Raw genomic sequence first — 17,875 nt, 5'->3', positions numbered from 1 at the left:
ACGTCAGGTCCTTCCCTTGTGTTCTTCGGCTGTGGTTGACGCGTGACCGTCGCCGTCACGGTCGCGGCCGTATCCGCTTGCCAGTGCCAGGCGTAGAAGCTCGGCGGTGTCGGGTGAGACACGTCCCAGCTCGACGAGGCCGTGTCCGAAGGCGTTCAAGTCCGCACGCAGGTAGGGGAAGTCCTTCTCCAGGCCGGCGCGCGCGAGGACGTCGCGCAATGCGGTGGTGGCGTTTCGAGCCGCGTACCAGCCGTCGCTGTCGAGAGGTGACCACGCGGCAGCGTCGCGCCCGACGGTCGGCTCATCCGGCATCGGTGGTCGTCTCCTCGGGGAGCGCGGCAACCGCCGCGTAAGGAGTCGGGTACTGCTCGTCGAAGCGGTCGATCCTCGCCAAGAGCTCCGCGGAGGCGACCAGCGCAGTCGCGAGAGCCACCGGCCGCAGCGGGTTGGCCTCCGGCCGGCGCGTCGGTGCCCGGAGCCACTGGTAGCGGTCCTCGGACAGCGGAATGGGGCCGGGCACGACGACGGCCGAACCGTCACTGAGGTAACGGTAGGAAGGCGGAGACGAGGTTTCACGGCCGAGGTAGTACGTGAAGGTCTCCCGGCTCTGCGAGCCCAGTAAGAACCCGACTCGCTGCGCCTTGCGGTCGATGACCGAAGGTCCCATCGGCATCCCGCTGCGCTGGAGGCGGTCGAACATCTCCATTCCGAGGCGCTGTTCCACGCTCACCACGTCGAAGAAGCGGCCGGTCGGCAGGAGGCAGGGCATCCGCGGGTCATCCGCCCAAACCTGTCGGCACTCGGTCGGGTTGTCCGCTGCCGCAGACAGCCACTCCATGCCCCGCCTAGTCATCCTCTGCACGTCATCTCACCCTCAGTCGGACTGCGGTGCGGCCTCGGTGCCGCCGTGGGTCCACACTCCCGGCCCGGCACCTGGCCAGGGCAGATGACGAGAGGTGACGGGGGATGACGCGTCCACGCCCGCCGCGTCATCCCTCGTCACCTGTTCCTTGCGAGCGATCTCCGATTACTACGTGCAAGAAGCAATGACCAGCGCGTACATTCGGTCGGGCAGACCGAGTGTTCGCACCGGCGTACGCACAGGGAATGAAGGGCTACGTCCTCATGAAGCCGACCAGTGCCCGCTTACGGGAAGCTCGCACCGGCCGGGGCTGGAGTCAGCCGCGGTTAGTGAGGGAGTTACGCCGAGCAGCGGCCCAGCGCGGGCATCAACTCCCGTCGGACGCAAGCGTGAAGCGCCGTATCGCGAGTTGGGAGAACGGGCACAGCTCGCCCGACGACTTCTACGGGCCGCTTCTGTGCGATGCCTTCGCGACGAGTCCGACAGAACTCGGCCTGGACTACGGAGAGGCGAAGGACGCTTCGGTACTCGACGCCTCGTACCCCGCCAGCCCTGATGACGCCATTCAGACGGTTGGCCAGTTGTGGCGCGCGGATCTCAACCACTACGACCCGCTACTCACCGCGGAGCCGTCCGAGCCAGCGTGGAATGAAGCGTCCCTCCGGTGGCTCGTTGCTCCCGAGCCGAGCATTCCCCGGCCGCGTGCCGAGGGGGTGCGAGTCGGTCTCGGCGACGTGGCAGCGATCAAGACCACCGCGGACATGTTCGCCCAGCTTGACGATCAGTTCGGCGGTGACCATGCACGCCACTCGGTTATCCAGTACCTCAACAACGACGTGGCCCCGCTCCTGCAAGGCCGGTACACCGAACAGGTGGGCAGGGCCCTTTTCTCGACCGTGGCGGAAGCGACGCTTCTTGCCGGTTGGATGTCCTACGACGCCTGCCACCACGGACTCGCCCAGAGGTACTTCCTCCAGGCCCTCCGCCTCGCCCAGGACGCCAACGACCGCCGGCTCGCGGGCAGCATCCTGTCAGCGATGAGCCACCAGGCGACCTTCTTGGGGCGGTACACGCAGGCCGCGACTCTTGCCCGTGCAGCGCTCATGGGTATCTCTCCGGTGGCCACACCGACGCTGCGGGCTCAGTTCCACGCGATGGAGGCGCGCGCCCTTGCTCGCACCGGAGACGTCGCCGCCTGCGAGGCCGCGCTCAACGCGGCGACCAAGGCCCTCGAAGGCCGAAACAGCGACGACGAGCCGGAGTGGATCAGCTACTTCGACGAGGCCGAGCTAGCTGCCGAAGCGGCCCACTGCTTCCGTGACGTCAACAGCGCCCGCCGGGCGGTGTCCCACGCCGAGAACGCCATGAGCGGCAGCCATGTACGAAGCGACTTCTTCGCGACGATGGTCCTCGCCGACGCCCACTTGCGCGCAGGGGATGTCGAGGAGGCGTGTCGCGTGGTCCTGGATGCTCTGGATCTCGGCGAGCAGCTCAAGTCGGCGCGGTGCGTCAGCTACCTCGCCGAGTTCCGCCGGAACCTCAGCGCCGCCGGCCACAGTGCCGCTGCACGCGATCTCGCAGACGAGGCCAGAGAGCACAGGCTGTGGATCGCCGCGGGAACGTAGGTCTTCTCGGCAGGTTCCAGCGTCACGGGGCTAGCCAGCGCTGCGCTGCCAGTGTCTAGAAGGCGCTCCACGAGTTGCGTCCCTCGCCCGTCCGCAGCGACCGCATCCGTCGGGTGAACTCGGTGGCAGAGCGTTCACTCACATCGATTTGGTGACCGAGCCAGGCCACCATCATCAGTTCTCGCAGATTGGCCAAGGTCTCGTATCCTGGCCAGTTCATGAGGTCGAAGCCGTAGCGGTGGACGAACTCCGCGTACTCCGCCTCGGTGTGCCAGCCGTACCGGTCGTAGTAGAGCGCGGTCAGGATCAGGTCCCACTCGCGCGGGGCGAGGGCGAATCCGTCGAGGTCGATGAGGACCGCATGACCGTCGCGGTGGCGGAGGATGTTCCCGATGTTGGCGTCACCGTGGATCAGGCCGAAGGGCAACACGAAGTCCAGCCGGTCGTACTCCTTGGCAAGCTTGGCCGCTCGTTCCTCCAGGAAGGACCGGTCCTCCGGAGAGACAGCGTGCAAGCCGTCCAGCGAGGCCGACAGCTTGGCCAGGGGATCGAAGTAGGGGAGTCCCAGCGACTCGGGTTCTTCCAGCCAGTGCAGGCGACGGAGCAGGTCGGCCAGCTCGCCGACCGTCGCGTACTCCTCCCGCTCCTGGACGCTCTCCCAGAAGGTCACCACCAGGCCGCGGACGAGGACGGGTTGTGCGATGGCGGTCGGCACGCGTGTGGCCGGGAAGTCGATCGTCCCCAGCCATCGGGCGACGCCCACGGCACGTTCCATCTCCGCCAGGACGGCAGGGTCACGTGCGATGCGGACGACGATCGGTAAGGACGCCAGCCGGTACACCGCGTTAGAGCCCAGGCGCAGCAGTTCTGCTCCGGTGAAGTTGAGGCCGGCCGCCTCGCACGCCTCACGCATGACAGCTTCCACGCCTTCCGCCGTGAACTCCGTGCCGTCGTCGTGCGCTTCGCCGTCAGTGCCCGAGATCATGCCTCCGACGATACGGCCCGGCCCCACCGCCGGACAGGGCACCCACGTAATAGGGGCGTGATGATCTTGGTTGGGTCCTACCTCCGGCACCGCTCCCCCGCAGGTCAGAGCCCCGGCAGCCTTCGCTCTTACCTGGCCTCCGGAGCCGCGTGCGCAGGTTCGAATCCTGCCGGGGGCACTTCGCCTCAACCAGCACGATGATGCGGTTGACCAGCGCAGATGCCAAGCATGAAGAGCGGGACCCAGTCTCACTGGGTCCCGCTCTTTGTCGTTGCTGCGCACTGATCGCGATAGACCTGCGATAGAGCCGTGCGCGCCGCTCCCCTCTCAGTCCACGGCGGTCGGCCGACAGAGGCCGGCCACCCGCAGCGCGCCCTCATTCGCTATCCTCTGCACACCTTGGGGGTGAAGGTGATAACGACAGACCTGCTGGACGCAGAGACAAGAATCATCAAAACGGAAGCGCGCCTCCATAAAGAACGGTTCTACAGGCGAATCGCCCGCATTGCCCTTGTCGTTGTCCCGCTGATTACAGTTGGCGCAATGGTCGCCGTAAACCTGCTAATCGACTTTCCATCCTTCAAAAGTCGGCGCGATAGCGCTTTGATACCAGGTGGATTATTCTTCATCGTTTCCATGGTCGCCACGATTGGATCGGCAAAATGGGCTACGGAATCCTTTGCCGACGATCTCACACATTTGAAGATCCTGGAGACCGAGCGCAGGGCCCATCTTGGCGTAACGGGCGCGTTGAACAATCCTAGCCAGGGGTCAGCGCACGAGTACCGCGAGGATGTTCCAGTCATTCGCGACGATTATCGAAGAAGCGCAGAGCGTTACCGCAACAGGCACAACTGGTTTCAGCTAACCGTGATCGTCGGCTCCATTCTTACTTCTGTCTGCACGACAGCATCAGCAGAGCAGGGCGTATGGAGCTTGCTTGCCGTTGTACTGAGTGCCCTGGTGAGCATCTCTGCAGGAATCATCTCGTACTTCAAATTTCGCGAACGAAGCCTTAATCTGCAGCAGACTGCAGACGCCATCGATCTAGAGATCCAGGCGTACAAACTCGGAATTCGTCGATACAAAAAATTGGCCCCAGATGAAGCATTCGCAGATTTCGCCGAAGAGGTAGAACGGATCCGCGAAGAACAAAGAAAGAAGGAGCTGCAATTGGAGCAACCCCCCGAAGCGGCTAATCCTTCCAGACCTCAGGCACCTTCCGGTCCGTAAAGAAACCGCCCCCGGCACCTACCTCGGCAGAGTTTGGTGCCGGGAGCGGCCGTGTCACGGCCAGTCGAGCTCATTCTCAATCCTCTTATTCATCGCCGCCTCCTGCCCGTAGATGCACCCTTCGTAGACGCGATGGATCACCTCGGGCGAGTTACCGACTCGACGGGCGACTTCGGCCACGGGCACGCCGGCGTTCAGCCACGTCGTGATGCAGGTGTGCCGCAGGTCGTACGGCCGCCCCCCGAGGATGGACGCCTGAAGGTCCGGCGAGAGCGCGTACTCCCGAGCATCCCGCCACACACGCCAATAGGTGCTGCTCCCCACGAGACCGCCCCGCTCGTTCGTGAAGAGCCGTCCGTCCTTGGCTGTGCCGAACTCCTTCAGGTGGGCGCGGAGCATGGCCACGAGCGGCGGGGGATCGGGACCGGTCGGTCTTCCTTGGCCTCCCTAGACTCAGGCCGCGCTTGTCGTGGCGCTCTCCGCTGTCTGTCCATTGTTTGCCCGACGCCGGGTGTGTGTCGCGGAGCGTGAGAACGCCCCACCCCTTCTCCGGGAGGAAGCAATCCGCCTTCCTGAGGCCCACAGCCTCGCTCGGGCGGAGCCCCGCGAAGTACATGACCGCGTAGAAGCCCACCAGGCGCCGGCCCTTCTTGCGGTCCCATGTTCCGACGTACGAGACCGAGGCGAGGAGTTGAGCAGCCTGCGTCTTGTTCACGAGTACGCGGGGGTCCACACGATCCGATGAACCACTCTTCACCCTCTTGATTGCGGTGAGTGGGTTCTCAGCCAGAAGCTTGCGTTCGATGGCGTATTCAACTGCCGTGTTGAGAGCGCGCCGACGCCGGCGCGAGGTCTCCCCCGCTGCCGGGGTACCGTCCAGTTTGAAGGAGATCCGGTACTGAACATCGCGGAGAATCTTCGGGTCTTCCAGCGAGGAGACGAGAAGCGATTTCTTGGATATCCACCCGTAGGCGTCTTCAAGTTCCCCCGGTGGGTCAAGTTCGGCGTTCTTGGGAATGACCGCCCACCGGAAGGCGAGACGCAGCTCCTCCGGTGATGGCATTTTCTGTTCCTGCTCTACCAGCGCCAGCGTCGCCGCGGCGAGCCCGTCGGCGATGCCCTCACGGGTCTTGGCCGCGGCAGTCGGCCAGCGCACCGCCATGTACTCGCGGCAGAACGCGAACCATGACAGTTCCTCACGAGCTTGCTCCGCACTGGCCTCGGCCCGTACCTCGGATTCAGGCAGACCATCCGTGATGCGGAATGCCTCGCCACGACGCATTGCCTGCCACAGGTCAGATCTGCGGCTCTCTGCGAGTGCCACCGTGGCGAAGGTTGCGCTACTGACCTTTCCTCCGACTTTCCAACGGAGTTGGTAGGGACGGGTCTTGCTCTGTGCCTTGGACACCTTCCGGTCAGTCCGCCCCCTTGCGCATACCTGATGCAGTCGGCATACCGCAGGGATCACGAGGCGTCAGCCCCTACGACACCACGCTTTGGAGGTCAGTACTTGAGGGCGAGGTCTTCACGCATCGCCCGCATCGCTCGGTCCCGTAGTGCGAAGCCTTGTATGCGGACCGCCGACTTGGTGTGCCTTCGGGGCAACCAGAGGTGTTGGGCACGCGCCTCAGGCCGGACCACTGGTTGTGGTGCAGCGGATTCCGACGCGCGGGAGCAGGCGCATGACGTGTGGGCGTCGGAGGGTCGTCAGCGTCGTGAGGGAGGGCGATGGATGGCTCGGATTATGGGGCGTCATCGCGATCCGACGTCGTATGGGCTCTGGTTTTGGACTGCTGGGCCTTCGAGTGAACGGCAGACAGGTGGGCAAGCTCAGGCTTTTCGTGGGCCCGCCCCTGCAATTCCCCCTCACCCCCGCAACCTCCTCCCCGCCCACCGCCACCAAGTACGCCGTCAATGGGCCGTCGTCCAGGGCGAGGCCGGGGAGGGCTACCAGGGTGACGATCAGGAGGACGCCGCATCCTGTCGTGGCGATGTCCGCCGCGTCGGGGCGGCTTCGTCCGTTGGACACTGCGTTCCCCTTCTCGGTCGCGCGCGGCGCTACTCGCTCGCGTAGGGATGTTCGCGGCGACCGCCAGTGCGTTCAAACCGTACGCCCGTCAATCCGGGTCGCCCTCGGGGATGCCGGGGGCCTGTGCACTTTTTCGCCTCAACCGGAACATCACCCCCCGACACATGCCCCGGGTAAGGATTGGTATCGAACGGCAACCCAAACAGGGTTGCGTTCGTCTAGTACGGCATGAAGATCTCGTTCTTGATCCATAACGCCTATGGGATAGGGGGCACGATCAGTACCACCTTCAATCTGGCCGCTGCGCTGGCGGAGCGGCACAGTGTGGAGGTTGTTTCGGTGCTGCGGACGCGGGAGCGTCCCAGTCTCGCCCTGGATCACCGGGTTTCGCTGCGTGGGCTGGTCGATCTGCGGGAGGAGAAGGAGCACCCGCTGCACGCGCGGCCCGCGCGTGTCTTTCCCGCGGCCGAGCGGCGGTACGGGCAGTACAGCGAGCTGACCGATCAGCGCATCGCCGCCTTCCTGGAGAAGGTGGACGCCGATGTGGTCGTCGGGACGCGGCCCGGGCTGAACGTGCATCTCGCGCTCCAGGCGCCCGACCGCGTCGTGCGGGTCGGGCAGGAGCACCTCACGCTCGACTCCCATTCGCCGGAGCTGCGTACCGTCCTGCGCGGCGCCTATCGCCGGCTCGACGCCCTCACCACCGTCACCTCCGCCGACGCCGCCGCCTACGCGCTCAAGATGCGGTTGCCCGGCGTGCGCGTCGAGGCGCTGCCCAACAGTGTTCCGGACCCCGAACTGCCGCCCGCCGACGGGTCGTCGAAGGTCGTCGTGGCCGCCGGCCGGCTGGTCAGGGTGAAGCGGTACGACCTGCTCATCAGGGCCTTCGCCCACGTGGTCGCTGAACGTCCGGACTGGCAGCTCCGTATCTACGGCAAGGGGCAGGAGCAGGACCGGCTGCGGCAGGTCATCACCGAACTCGGGCTCGGCAACAACGTTTTCCTCATGGGGGCGGTGCCCCACATGGAGGGTGAGTGGGTGAAGGGGTCGATCGGCGCCGCCGCCTCCAGTTTCGAGGCCTTCGGCATGACCATCGTCGAGGCGATGCGCAACGGGCTGCCCGTCGTGAGCACCGACTGCCCGCACGGTCCCGGCGAGATCATCCGCGACGGTGTCGACGGCCGGCTCGTCCCGGTCGGGGACCACAAGGCCCTGGGCGGGGCCCTGCTGGAGCTGGTGAACGACGACGAGAGACGGCGCCGTATGGGGCAGGCCGCCAGAGAGAACTCGCGGCGGTTCGCGCCCGAACTCGTGGTGGAGCAGGCCGATCGGTTCCTCGGTGAGGTGCTGGAGGCCAAGAGGGCCGGACGTCCCGCCGCACCACGCCGTGCCGGGCTCCGCCGGTCCCTCGTCGCCCGGCGGTTCGCCTTCCTGGACGCCCGTGAAGCCCGGAAGAACGGGAAGACGGCCGGTAAGAGCAACAAGAAGAGCGGCACGAGCGACAAGAACGACGCCAGCAGTACGCAGGTCAGCACTAGTCGGAAGGTGGAACTGTGACCACGTCTGTCGAGCCTGAGCCCCGTGTCGGGTGCACCGTGGACGCCGACGGCCGGATCACCTTCGGGATGCGGCTGCCCTCCGCCACCCACCCCAGACTGCTGCTCCAGCCGCGGGCCAAGAAGGGGCAGGAGGAGCGGGCGCCTCACGTCCTCGACCTGGAGCCCGCCGCCGACGGGCGGCTCGTGGGTGTCCTGGAGGACGGTCCGACCCTCGACGAGGGACGGTGGGACGTCTATCTCCTCGACGAGCCGGACGGTGAGCGGCAGCGGCTGCGTCCGGGACCGAGGGACCTGCGGGTGCTGGTCGACGGCGGTGCCCGCGACCGTTCCTCACCCGTCGCCGTGCACATCCCCTACGTCACCAAGTCCGGTTATCTGTCGGTCCGTACGTGGCTGCGGACCGCGCACGCCGAGTCCGACCGGATAGTCGTCACCGACGAGGGCGCGATCGTCGTCACCGGGCGCTTGCACGGGGCGTCGTTCGGGCCGGGAGCCGTCGTGCGGTCGCGGCTGCGCGGGGACGGCACGGTCCGCACCGCCGAGCCCCAGGTCGACGGCGACGGGCGGTCCTTTCAATTCACCTTGCCGTGCGGTGAATTGGCAGACGGCGTTACCGGCGAGGGCGTCTGGGATGTGCACGTGCGGCCCGCCGCCGGCGCCTCCGCCATACGGGTCGGCCGCCTGCTTGACGACGTGGCGGACCGCAAGGAGGTCTTCGTTTATCCGGCCACCGACGTCGGCGGCCGTTCCGTCCGGCCCTATTACACCCTGGACAACGATCTCTCCGTCGAGGTGACGGATATCGAGTAATCGGCCTCCCACTCTCCCTCATCGGTGCCGTGGGGGCGAATCGCGAATCGCGAATCGCGGGTTGCGGTTATGGGGGTGCGCCGTACATCACATTGCGCATATGCCTGCGCCATATGCACATCCCTCCGTACGGCGACCCCCGCGCATCTCCAGGTGGACCGCCGGACCGGGGCTCACCTGGGCCTCCACCCCCTTCGTTCAGAATTCAAGCCCGAATAGGCGTGCGTCCGGCTCGGTTCTCTCCCGCACATAACCAAGCACTCGCTTTCGTGATTAAGCGCACAAACAGGGTGGGTAGACCTAGGCAAATTCGGACTTATCGCCGACAGTTATGGCGGGAATTCTCCCTGACCCCCCACAGCGAAGGCAGCGAACCCATGCGCAATTCCTCCGACGTTCCCGTGCAGCCCTACGCCGTCTCCGTCGCCGAACTCGTCCCGGGTGATCTCCTCGCCCTCTCCGAGAGCGATGTGGCGCGGGACGAGTGGTACGTGGTGATGCACACGCTCCCCGAGACCCCGCACACGATCCGGGTGACCCTGCGTCCGCCGCTCGGCGGCAGGGACCACGACCGGGTCTTCGACCGCGCGTACCAGGTGACCGTGGCCTGCCGGCGGATGGACATCGCCGGCATACCCGAGATCGCCTCGGCCGACCTCGACGGAGTCGAGTTCCGCGACGGCGACCGGGTGACCTCGCTGCGCGTCGTCGACCCCGGCGCCGTCGAGGTGACGTACACCCGCCGCTGGGGGCGCTGGTACCGGGACCTGGAGGACCGCGGTGCCGAGCCCGTATCCGAGACCGGGCTACGGGAGTTGGTGGGCCGGGCCGCCGAGGCCGGTCACGTCGTACGGCACTTTCCGCGTCCGCGTCGTAGCGTCTCCGGCGTTGTCGCACCCCGGCGGGTCGTCGTCACCGGGGTCGGCGCGGTGACCCCGTTCGGGCTGGGCGCCGACGAGTTGTGGCGGGGGCTTCTCGACGGGCGGTGCGGGATAACGGAGTTGACCGACGAGGAGTTCGAGGGGCTGCCGGTACGGATCGCGGGCCGCGTGCCCGTCGACCCCGCCGAGTCGCTGCCGGCGCCGCAGGCGCGGCGGATGAACCGGGCCGCGCAGTTCGCGGTGCTGGCCGCGCGCGAGGCGTGGCGCGACGGCGGGTTCGAGGAGGCGGGCACCGTCGAGAGCGGGCTCGACCCCGAGCGGGTCGGTGTCAGCGTCGGAGCCATCCTCGGCGACGCCTCGGTGCTCGTCGGCGGCGACCGCAAGCTGCGGGACAGGGGGCCGCGTGCCGTGTCCCCGCTCACCACGCCGATGACCGTACCGTCGCAGGCCGCCTCCCAGGTGTCGCTGGACCTGCGGATCACCGGGGAGGCCCGCACGGTGACCAGCGCGTGCGCCTCCGGCACCGAAGCGATCGGCCAGGCCATCGACCGCATCCGCTTCGGGCGCGTCGACGTGGCGCTCGCCGGGGGCGCGGAGGCCGTGATCACCCCGGCGATCATGGCCTCGTTCGCCTCGATGCGCGCGCTGTCCACCCACGGGCTGGGGCCGGTGAGTCCGTCCCGGCCGTTCGCCAAGGACCGCGACGGCTTCGTGAACGGCGAGGGTGCCGGGTTCCTGCTGCTGGAGTCCGAGGAGCACGCGCGGGCCCGGGGCGCGCGGATCTACTGCGAGGCCGCGGGCTGGGGGCTGTCCGCCGACGCCCACCACATGGCCGCCCCGGACCCGTCCGGTGCCGGGGTCGCGCTCGCGCTGCGGCGGGCGGTGCGGGACGCGGGCGGTCACGCCGTCGACGTCGCCCACGTCAACGCGCACGCCACCGCCACGACCGAGGGCGACCTCGCCGAGGCGAGCGCCGTGCGGGCCGTACTGGGCGGCGGGGTGCCGGTGACCGCGCTCAAGGGACACCTCGGGCATCTTCAGGGCGCGGCGGGTGGAGTGGAGGCGGTCGCCACCGTCCTGACCCTCCACCACGGGCTCATCCCGCCGACCATCGGCTGCGAGGAGCAGGACGAGGCCATCAGCCTTGACGTCGTCACCGAGGCACCGCGCTCACTGCCCACCCGGGGCGACCTCGCCCTCAGCAACTCGTTCGGCTTCGGCGGCCACAACGCGGTGCTGGCGCTGCGCCGTACGGCCTGAGTGAGCACCGGGGGCTTCGGGTCCCGGGACCCGAAGGCGTCAGGCCGACGCCCGTTTCCCGGCCGTCGTCGTCTTCTTCGCCGGCGTCTTCTTGGCGGCGGTCTTCTTGACCGCCGCCCGGGAGCCGCCCGTGCCTCCGGAGGAGGACTTGCCGGAGGACGCGGACGCAGAGGAGGACGAGGACGCCGAGGACGAACGGGAGGAACGCGAGGAACGGGAGGTACGGGAGGTACGGGAGGACGAGGAGTCAGAGGAGTCAGAGGAGGACTTCGCCGCCGTCTTGGCGGTCGACTTGCGCGCCGGGGCCTTCTTCGCCGCGGACGCCGGCTTCTTCCCGGACGCCTTCTTCGCCGTGGACGTCGACTTCTTTCCGCCGACCTCCTTGGGGGCGGTACGGGAGGACGTACGGGTCCGTGACCTGCCGGCCGGCAGCGGGTGGACCTCGGCGTCCTCGCCCTCGTCGCCCGCGTCGCCTCCCTCGCCCTCCCCCGCGTCCTCGCCCCGGGACTGTCTGGCGGCGCTCACGCTCTTCTCCAGGGCGGCCATCAGGTCGAGCACCTTGCCGCCGTCCTTCTCGGCGGGGGCCGTCGGAGCCTCGTGGCCCTCGGCCTTGGCGGTGATGAGTTCCTCGACGGCCGTGCGGTAGCCGTCGTGCAGGTCGGCGAGGTCGACCTCGCCGAGGGTGGCCATCAGGGCGTCGGCCAGGTCGAGTTCCTTCTCCCGTACGGTGACGGCGTCGTCCGGGGCCACCTCGTCGGTGGCGCGGATCTCGTCCGGCCAGAGCAGGCCGTGCATGGCGATCACGTCGTCGACGACCCGCAGCATGCCGAGCCGCTCCCGGCCGCGCAGGGCGAACTTCGCGACGGCCACCTTCCGGCTGCGCTTGAGCGCCTCGCGGAGCAGGACGTACGGCTTGGCCGCCGGGACACCGTTCGCCGAGAGGTAGTACGCCGTGTCCATCTGGAGCGGGTCGATCCGGTCGGCCGGTACGAAGGCGACGATCTCGATGGTCCGGGCGGTCGGCAGCGGCAGCGAGGCCAGATCCTCGTCGGTGATCGGGATCAGCGTGCCGTCGGCCTCCTCGTAGGCCTTGCCGATCTCCGCGCTCTCGACCTCGGTGTCCTCCAGCTCGCAGACCTTGCGGTAACGGATGCGGCCACCGTCGTCCAGGTGGATCTGACGGAAGGAGATCGCGTGGCTCTCCGTGGCGTTCATGAGCTTGATGGGGATGCTGACCAGGCCGAAGGAGATGGCGCCGTTCCATATGGATCGCACGTGCAGCACCCTTCCGATCACTTCGATCCGGTTTCGTACCGGTTGGATCAGTTTTCATACTGTTTCGTGGGATTCTCATCGTATGACGCCGATCACGGAGGTGGCGGGGCGACGGCTCTCGCTGAGCAACCTGGAGAAGGTCCTGTATCCGGCCACCGGGTTCACCAAGGGTGAGGTGCTGCACTACTACGCCACGGTGGCGGACGTGCTCCTGCCCCATCTGCGGGACCGGCCCGTCTCCTTCCTGCGCTATCCCGACGGGCCGGACGGGCAGGTGTTCTTCACCAAGAACGTGCCGGCCGGTACACCCGGCTGGGTCAGGACGGCCGAGGTGCCGCGGACCGAGGGGCCCGCGCGGATGGTCCTCGTCCAGGACCTGCCGTCGCTGATGTGGGCGGCGAACCTCGTCACGGAGTTCCACACGCCACAGTGGACGATCGGCACGCCCGGGGTCGCCGACCGGATCGTCTTCGACCTCGACCCGGGGGCGCCCGCGACGGTCGTGGAGTGCTGCGAGGTCGCGCTGTGGCTGCGTGAGCGGCTGGGCGCGGACGGGATCGAGGCGTACGCGAAACCGTCCGGGTCGAAGGGACTGCATCTGCTCGCCTCGGTCACGCCGACACCGTCCGACCAGGTCAGCGACTACGCGAAGGAACTGGCCGTGGAGGCGGAGAAGGCGCTGCCGCGGCTGGTGGTGCACCGGATGACGAAGAGCCTGCGGCCCGGCAAGGTGTTCGTCGACTGGAGCCAGAACGCCGCCCGCAAGACGACGGCCACCCCCTACACCCTGCGCGCCCGCGCCGAGCCGACCGTCTCGGCGCCGGTGACCTGGGACGAGGTCGAGGAGTGCCGGAGGCCGGCGGAGCTGGTGTTCCGGGCGCCGGACGTCACGGCGCGGGTGACGGAACTCGGCGACCTGATGGCTCCGCTGCTCGATCCGGCGCGGGCGCGTTCCCTGCCCTGAGCCGCGGGCTCACACCGACCGGCCGGCGCTGCCGTTATCCGGTGCGGCCCGGCCGTGACGTAAGGCGGTACGGCCGGGTCCCGGGGGTCACGTAAGCCGGTACGGCCCGATCTCGGTGGTCACGTGAGCCGGTACGGCGCGGTCTCGGTGGTCACGTGAGCCGGTACGGCGTGGCGGCGCCGTAGTCCGGCACCGGCCCGGCGGTGACGTAAGCCGGCCGGGTCATACCCCCAGCCATGTGTGGCGGTCGCGGGCCATCGCGTGGAGGGCCTCCACGTCCGCCGGTTTGAGGACTCCGCCGAGCCGGGCGAGGCCGGGCAGGTCGGTGTCGCGCAGGACGCGGATCTCCCTGGGCGGCGCGAGGACGTCGAGCCGGGCGGGTTCGACCACCGCCAGGACGGCGTGGACCTCGGCCGTCAGGGCGTGCGAGGCGCGGTCGGCGTCGGCGCGGAGCCGGCGGAGCAGGGGCTCCGGCTCGCGGCGGCCGACGGTGACCATCGGGTCGGCGACCAGGACGCGCTGCCTGCGCGCGTACACGCTGCGGACGCAGAAGAGTCCAGCCGGGCCGACGACCAGGTGGTGGACGCGGTCGCCGCCCGGCAGCGGGAGCGAGTGCAGGGTGTGCCAGCCGCCGCCCTCCAGGGCGTCCAGGGCGGCGCCGACGGTCTGCTCGGCGGTAAGCGCCCGGCGGCGCGGATCGGGACGCAGCCGGCGGACGGGGCCCGGATCGCGGTCGAGGTCGATCACCAGGGCCTCGCCGGGGCGGTTGGGCGCGAGGTCGTCGTCGGGGTGGAGCGTGAGGCGGGCCAGCTCGGCCGGGCTCGGGACGGGGGGCGGTCCGACCGTCACGGGGCCGGTGAGGAAGGGGCCGAGCGCGTGCAGGACGTCGTCGCGGCGGTCCTCGCTGAGCAGGTTGACCCGGGCCGCCTCACGGTCGTACCAGGCGACGTTGCGTCCGTCGGTCAGGCACACGTACAGCCGCTCCCGGCCGTGGCGCCCGGCCGGTACGACGCGCAGTCCGCTCATGCGGCATCACCCCCGTCCATGGGAACAGGCGGGGTGCTCCAGGGGCAAGAACCCGGTTACCTTTGAGGGGAGTTGGGAGAGTTGGGGAGTCGGTCGGGAGGCGGCGTTGCGGGGTCGCGGAAAGCAACCGGACGTTCCGGCTCCGGACAGCCCGTGGAGCGAGATCGTGCCGGGTCTGTGGATGGGCGGGCACCAGTTCGCGGGTCGGTCCGGTCCGGCCGAGACCGCGGTCGTACGGGACGAGTTCGACCTGGTCCTGACGCTGCTGCGGCTGCCGGGGCACGGGCCCGACCCGGGGGTCGAGCATCATGTGTGGCCGATACCCGACGGGCCGCTGGACGGGACCCAGCTCGCCGGGGTGATCCGGCTGGCGCGGGCGGCGGACGACGCGCTGGAGGACGGGCGGCGGGTGCTGGTCCGCTGCTTCCACGGGTACAACCGGTCGGGGCTGGTCGTGGCGCACGCGCTCGTCCTCGCCGGGTACGGCGCCGACGAGGCGATCCGGCTGATCAGGGCCCGGCGCTCGCCGTGGGCGCTGCACAACCAGCTCTTCGTGGAGTACCTGCGGGCGGGGCTGCCCACGGCGCGGCTCCTCGAAGAGCTGACGGAGTAGTGGAGGAGCGGAGTAGCGGAGTAGTGGAGTTGCAGGGGGGCGGAGGGCGGAGGGCGGTCTCGCCGGGGGCGCGGGACGGCGGGGAGCGGCGGGGACCGGGACGGCGGGGACCGGCGGGCCAGGTGAACGGGCCGGGTGAACAAAAAGGACTTCCGTATGAATAAGGTGTACGGGGCGACCGGCCGTCCCGGGGTGTGGCCGGGCGCCCGTGGCGGGCCCGTCCAGGACGGCCGCCGCCCGACGGCAGCATTCTCCACGCCGGCCACGTACGACAGCGGCGCTCCGCCGCCCGCGTCCGGGCCGGCCCGGACGCGGGAGCGCAGTGATCCACAGCCGCCGCGCGCGCTGGGCCTTCGGGCCGGCGCGCGCCCTTCTCGGAGCCGGCGTCGCCGTCGTACTGGCGGCCGTGCTGACCGGCTGCGGGGACTCCGGGGACCTGCGCGGCGCCGGTGCGACGCCGACCGCGGTGGGCCCGACCACGCTGTGGCCGCAGTTGCCGCCCGCCTCGACGCCGGCGATCGACTACGGGGAGGCGGACACCGAGACGGTCAAGGGCGTCACCGCGCCCGGCGACGACATCCACAAGGTCGATCCGCTCGCCGTGGTGCGCGCCGAGGTGGCCGCCCATCCGGACGACTACAGCGGGCCGCACGCGCCCTACGCCGCGACGGTGAAGCAGCTCAAGGACTGCGGTGAGCGGGGGTCGCGGGGCGAGAAGTGCCCGATCCTCCAGGCGTACTACCGCGATCTGACCGGGGACGGCCGGGACGACCTGGTGCTCGGCATCCGCTTCCCGAAGAACCAGCTCGCGGTGCGCGTATACACGTTCCTGCACCACAAGCTGGTGGAGGTGATGGGCACCTCGGACAGCGTGGTCAGCGTGGAGGTGGCGGGCCGGGACGTGATCATCCGGTCGCCCTCGACGCTGCCGGGCTACGAGTTCCGTACGGTCTGGTCCTGGGACCCGCACCAGGACTCGATGCTGGCCACCCGCGACGAGATCCTGCGGGTCGGGCCGGCGAGCCCGCGCGGTTCCCGTACCCCGGCGTCGGCCGCCCCCTCACAGTCACCCTCCCCCTCCCCTTCCGCCTTCGCCTCGCCGTCGGCCGATCGTTCCGGGAGCGGCTCGTGAGCCAGCGGACACGGCTGGGGCGGCGGTTGCGGGAGCGGCTGCGGCCCCGGCTGCCGGACTGGACGGCGACGCTGACCTGGAAGGCGACCGCGTTCATCGCGGTGATGTGCTGCGGGCTCGCCGCCCTGCTGGGCGTTCTCGTGCACGTGTCGGTGACCGACCAGACCGTCGGGGAGGCGCGTGCCCGCGCGCTCGACCGGCTCACCGACGTCACGGCCGCCTACCAGGCGGGTGACCGGCTGCCGCCGGGCGCGGGCGTCGATCCGCCCGGGCTGCCCGCCCGGCTGCGCGAACTGGCGGTGGCGGGCCGGCGTGCCTCGATGGTCGGGGACCACGACACGCACCCGACGATGTGGGCGGCCGGTCCCGCCGACAGGGGCCGGGCGCTGGCCGTGCGGTACGACTACGCCCAGGGCGCGCACACCATCGACGCGCTTGACCGGGCGATCGTGTGGTCGTCGGCGCTGGCGATCGGCGCGACGCTGCTGGTCGGGGCGTTCGCGGTGACCCGGGTGACGCGGCGGCTGCACGCGACGGCGCGGGTGGCGCGGCGGATCAGCGCGGGCGATCTGGACGCTCGGGTCGGCGACCGGCGGGCGCAGAATCCGCGGCGGGCGCAGGACGAGGTGGCCGCGGTGGCGGGGGCGCTCGACACGATGGCGTCTTCGTTGCAGCGCAAGCTGCTGAGCGAGCAGCGGTTCACCGCCGACGTGGCGCACGAGCTGCGCACTCCGCTGACCGGGCTGCACGCGGCGGCCGAGCTGCTGCCGCCGGGGCGGCCGACGGAGCTGGTGCTCGACCGGGTGGCGGCGCTGCGCGCGCTCACCGAGGACCTGTTGGAGATCTCCCGGCTCGACGCGCGCCGGGAGCGTCTTGAGCTGGACTCGGAGCCGTTGGTTCCGCTGGCCGAGCGGGTGGTGCGGGCGTCGGGGACGGACACCGAGGTCCGGGTGGTGCGGGCGTCCCGGGTGGAGACGGACCGGCGGCGGCTGGAGCGGGTGCTGGGGAACCTGGTGGCGAACGCGCACAAGCACGGGGCGGGGCCGGTGGTGATGACGGTCGACGGGCCCGTGGTCACCGTGCGGGACCACGGGCCCGGGTACCCGGACTATCTCGTGGAGCACGGGCCGCAGCGGTTCCGTACCGAGGGTGGGGCCAAGGGGCACGGGCTGGGGCTGACGATCGCGGCCGGTCAGGCGGAGGTGCTCGGTGCGCGGCTGGAGTTCGCCAATGACGTGGGGGGTGGGGCGGTGGCCCGGCTGACGCTTCCTCAGGAGGGGGTGGAGGGGGTGGAGGGGGCTTCGGTCCCGGAGGGCGGAGCGTGACCGTTTCCGCCGGGGTGTCCCGTGCCGGTGGGGATGGTGAGGGGAAGGGGGGATGTTCCCTGCGGGTGCGTGGGGGTTGTTCGCGCAGTTCCCCGCGCCCCTGGACCGGCTCCCGTTCGTTGGCCGACGCGGGTCCGTTTCCCGCGGCCCTGGGGTGGGTTCCCCACGTCGTCTGGTGCGGGTGCGTTGTGGTTGCTCGCGCAGTTCCCCGCGCCCCTGGACCGGCTCCCGTTCGTTGGCCGACGCGGGTCCGTTTCCCGCGGCCCTGGGGTGGGTTCCCCACGTCGTCTGGTGCG

Annotated in this window: 15 protein-coding genes; 9 read left to right on the top strand and 6 right to left on the bottom strand. The window is 69.5% G+C overall.

Annotated features, from left to right (window positions below; genetic code table 11):
* Positions 1 to 3 precede the first annotated feature (3 nt).
* Positions 4 to 312 carry a hypothetical protein gene (locus AB0912_RS19520; protein WP_366701284.1) on the bottom strand — a complete coding sequence of 103 codons (309 nt, stop codon included), beginning with the start codon at positions 310 to 312 and terminating at the stop codon, positions 4 to 6.
* Positions 302 to 862: a bifunctional DNA primase/polymerase gene (locus tag AB0912_RS19515; protein WP_366701282.1), complete on the bottom strand. Its 561-nt coding sequence runs from the start codon at positions 860 to 862 to the stop codon at positions 302 to 304. The genes AB0912_RS19520 and AB0912_RS19515 overlap by 11 nt, the downstream gene beginning before the upstream one ends.
* 389 nt (positions 863 to 1,251) lie before the next feature.
* Between AB0912_RS19515 and AB0912_RS19510 the strand changes: the two genes are divergently transcribed.
* Positions 1,252 to 2,487 (top strand): hypothetical protein, encoded by a 1,236-nt coding sequence (locus AB0912_RS19510; protein ID WP_366701280.1) that lies wholly within the window; start codon positions 1,252 to 1,254, stop codon positions 2,485 to 2,487.
* A 55-nt stretch (positions 2,488 to 2,542) separates the two neighbouring features.
* Here the strand turns inward: AB0912_RS19510 and AB0912_RS19505 are convergent, their stop codons facing one another.
* Positions 2,543 to 3,472, bottom strand: a complete 930-nt coding sequence (locus AB0912_RS19505; protein ID WP_366701278.1) for an aminoglycoside phosphotransferase family protein — start codon at positions 3,470 to 3,472, stop codon at positions 2,543 to 2,545.
* Positions 3,473 to 3,781: 309 nt separating this feature from the next.
* Between AB0912_RS19505 and AB0912_RS19500 the strand changes: the two genes are divergently transcribed.
* Positions 3,782 to 4,705 (top strand): DUF4231 domain-containing protein, encoded by a 924-nt coding sequence (locus AB0912_RS19500; RefSeq protein WP_366701276.1) that lies wholly within the window; start codon positions 3,782 to 3,784, stop codon positions 4,703 to 4,705.
* Positions 4,706 to 4,759: 54 nt separating this feature from the next.
* Here AB0912_RS19500 and AB0912_RS19495 read toward each other — a convergent pair whose 3' ends face one another.
* On the bottom strand, positions 4,760 to 5,110 hold the full coding sequence (locus AB0912_RS19495; protein WP_366701274.1) for a hypothetical protein: 351 nt from the start codon (positions 5,108 to 5,110) through the stop codon (positions 4,760 to 4,762).
* A 1,852-nt stretch (positions 5,111 to 6,962) separates the two neighbouring features.
* Between AB0912_RS19495 and AB0912_RS19490 the strand changes: the two genes are divergently transcribed.
* The 3 genes from AB0912_RS19490 (at position 6,963) to AB0912_RS19480 (ending at position 11,244) form a co-directional block, all read left to right on the top strand.
* Complete coding sequence (locus AB0912_RS19490) at positions 6,963 to 8,291, top strand: glycosyltransferase family 4 protein (protein ID WP_366701272.1); 1,329 nt, start codon at positions 6,963 to 6,965, stop codon at positions 8,289 to 8,291.
* Complete coding sequence (locus tag AB0912_RS19485; RefSeq protein ID WP_366701270.1) at positions 8,288 to 9,103, top strand: transferase; 816 nt, start codon at positions 8,288 to 8,290, stop codon at positions 9,101 to 9,103. The genes AB0912_RS19490 and AB0912_RS19485 overlap by 4 nt, the downstream gene beginning before the upstream one ends.
* Before the next feature lie 377 nt (positions 9,104 to 9,480).
* Positions 9,481 to 11,244, top strand: coding sequence for a beta-ketoacyl-[acyl-carrier-protein] synthase family protein (locus AB0912_RS19480; RefSeq protein ID WP_366701268.1), 1,764 nt, complete (start codon positions 9,481 to 9,483; stop codon positions 11,242 to 11,244).
* A 39-nt stretch (positions 11,245 to 11,283) separates the two neighbouring features.
* Here the strand turns inward: AB0912_RS19480 and AB0912_RS19475 are convergent, their stop codons facing one another.
* The gene (locus tag AB0912_RS19475; RefSeq protein WP_366701266.1) at positions 11,284 to 12,519 is read right to left on the bottom strand and encodes a Ku protein; all 1,236 of its coding nucleotides are present in this window, start codon (positions 12,517 to 12,519) and stop codon (positions 11,284 to 11,286) included.
* An 82-nt stretch (positions 12,520 to 12,601) separates the two neighbouring features.
* Here AB0912_RS19475 and ligD point away from each other — a divergent pair, with 82 nt between their 5' ends.
* Positions 12,602 to 13,483, top strand: a complete 882-nt coding sequence (gene ligD / locus AB0912_RS19470; RefSeq protein WP_366701264.1) for a non-homologous end-joining DNA ligase — start codon at positions 12,602 to 12,604, stop codon at positions 13,481 to 13,483.
* 222 nt (positions 13,484 to 13,705) lie between these two features.
* Here the strand turns inward: ligD and AB0912_RS19465 are convergent, their stop codons facing one another.
* Positions 13,706 to 14,509 (bottom strand): nuclease-related domain-containing protein, encoded by an 804-nt coding sequence (locus AB0912_RS19465; protein WP_366701262.1) that lies wholly within the window; start codon positions 14,507 to 14,509, stop codon positions 13,706 to 13,708.
* Positions 14,510 to 14,615: 106 nt separating this feature from the next.
* On the opposite strand from AB0912_RS19465, the gene AB0912_RS19460 reads away from it, so the two are divergent.
* The 3 genes from AB0912_RS19460 to AB0912_RS19450 all read left to right on the top strand — a co-directional run bounded on the left by AB0912_RS19460 (position 14,616) and on the right by AB0912_RS19450 (position 17,579).
* Positions 14,616 to 15,122: a dual specificity protein phosphatase family protein gene (locus tag AB0912_RS19460; RefSeq protein ID WP_366701260.1), complete on the top strand. Its 507-nt coding sequence runs from the start codon at positions 14,616 to 14,618 to the stop codon at positions 15,120 to 15,122.
* A gap of 322 nt (positions 15,123 to 15,444) precedes the next feature.
* A complete protein-coding gene (locus AB0912_RS19455) occupies positions 15,445 to 16,254 on the top strand; it encodes a hypothetical protein (protein ID WP_366701258.1) in 810 nt (269 codons plus the stop codon).
* A 38-nt stretch (positions 16,255 to 16,292) separates the two neighbouring features.
* Positions 16,293 to 17,579, top strand: a complete 1,287-nt coding sequence (locus AB0912_RS19450) for a HAMP domain-containing sensor histidine kinase (RefSeq protein WP_366701418.1) — start codon at positions 16,293 to 16,295, stop codon at positions 17,577 to 17,579.
* Positions 17,580 to 17,875 lie beyond the last annotated feature (296 nt).

The sequence above is a fragment of the Streptomyces sp. NPDC007084 genome (assembly GCF_040703595.1).
Taxonomy (GTDB): domain Bacteria; phylum Actinomycetota; class Actinomycetes; order Streptomycetales; family Streptomycetaceae; genus Streptomyces.
The sequence above is the reverse complement of the archived record's forward strand: the minus strand, read 5'-3'. Positions and strand labels throughout refer to the sequence as shown.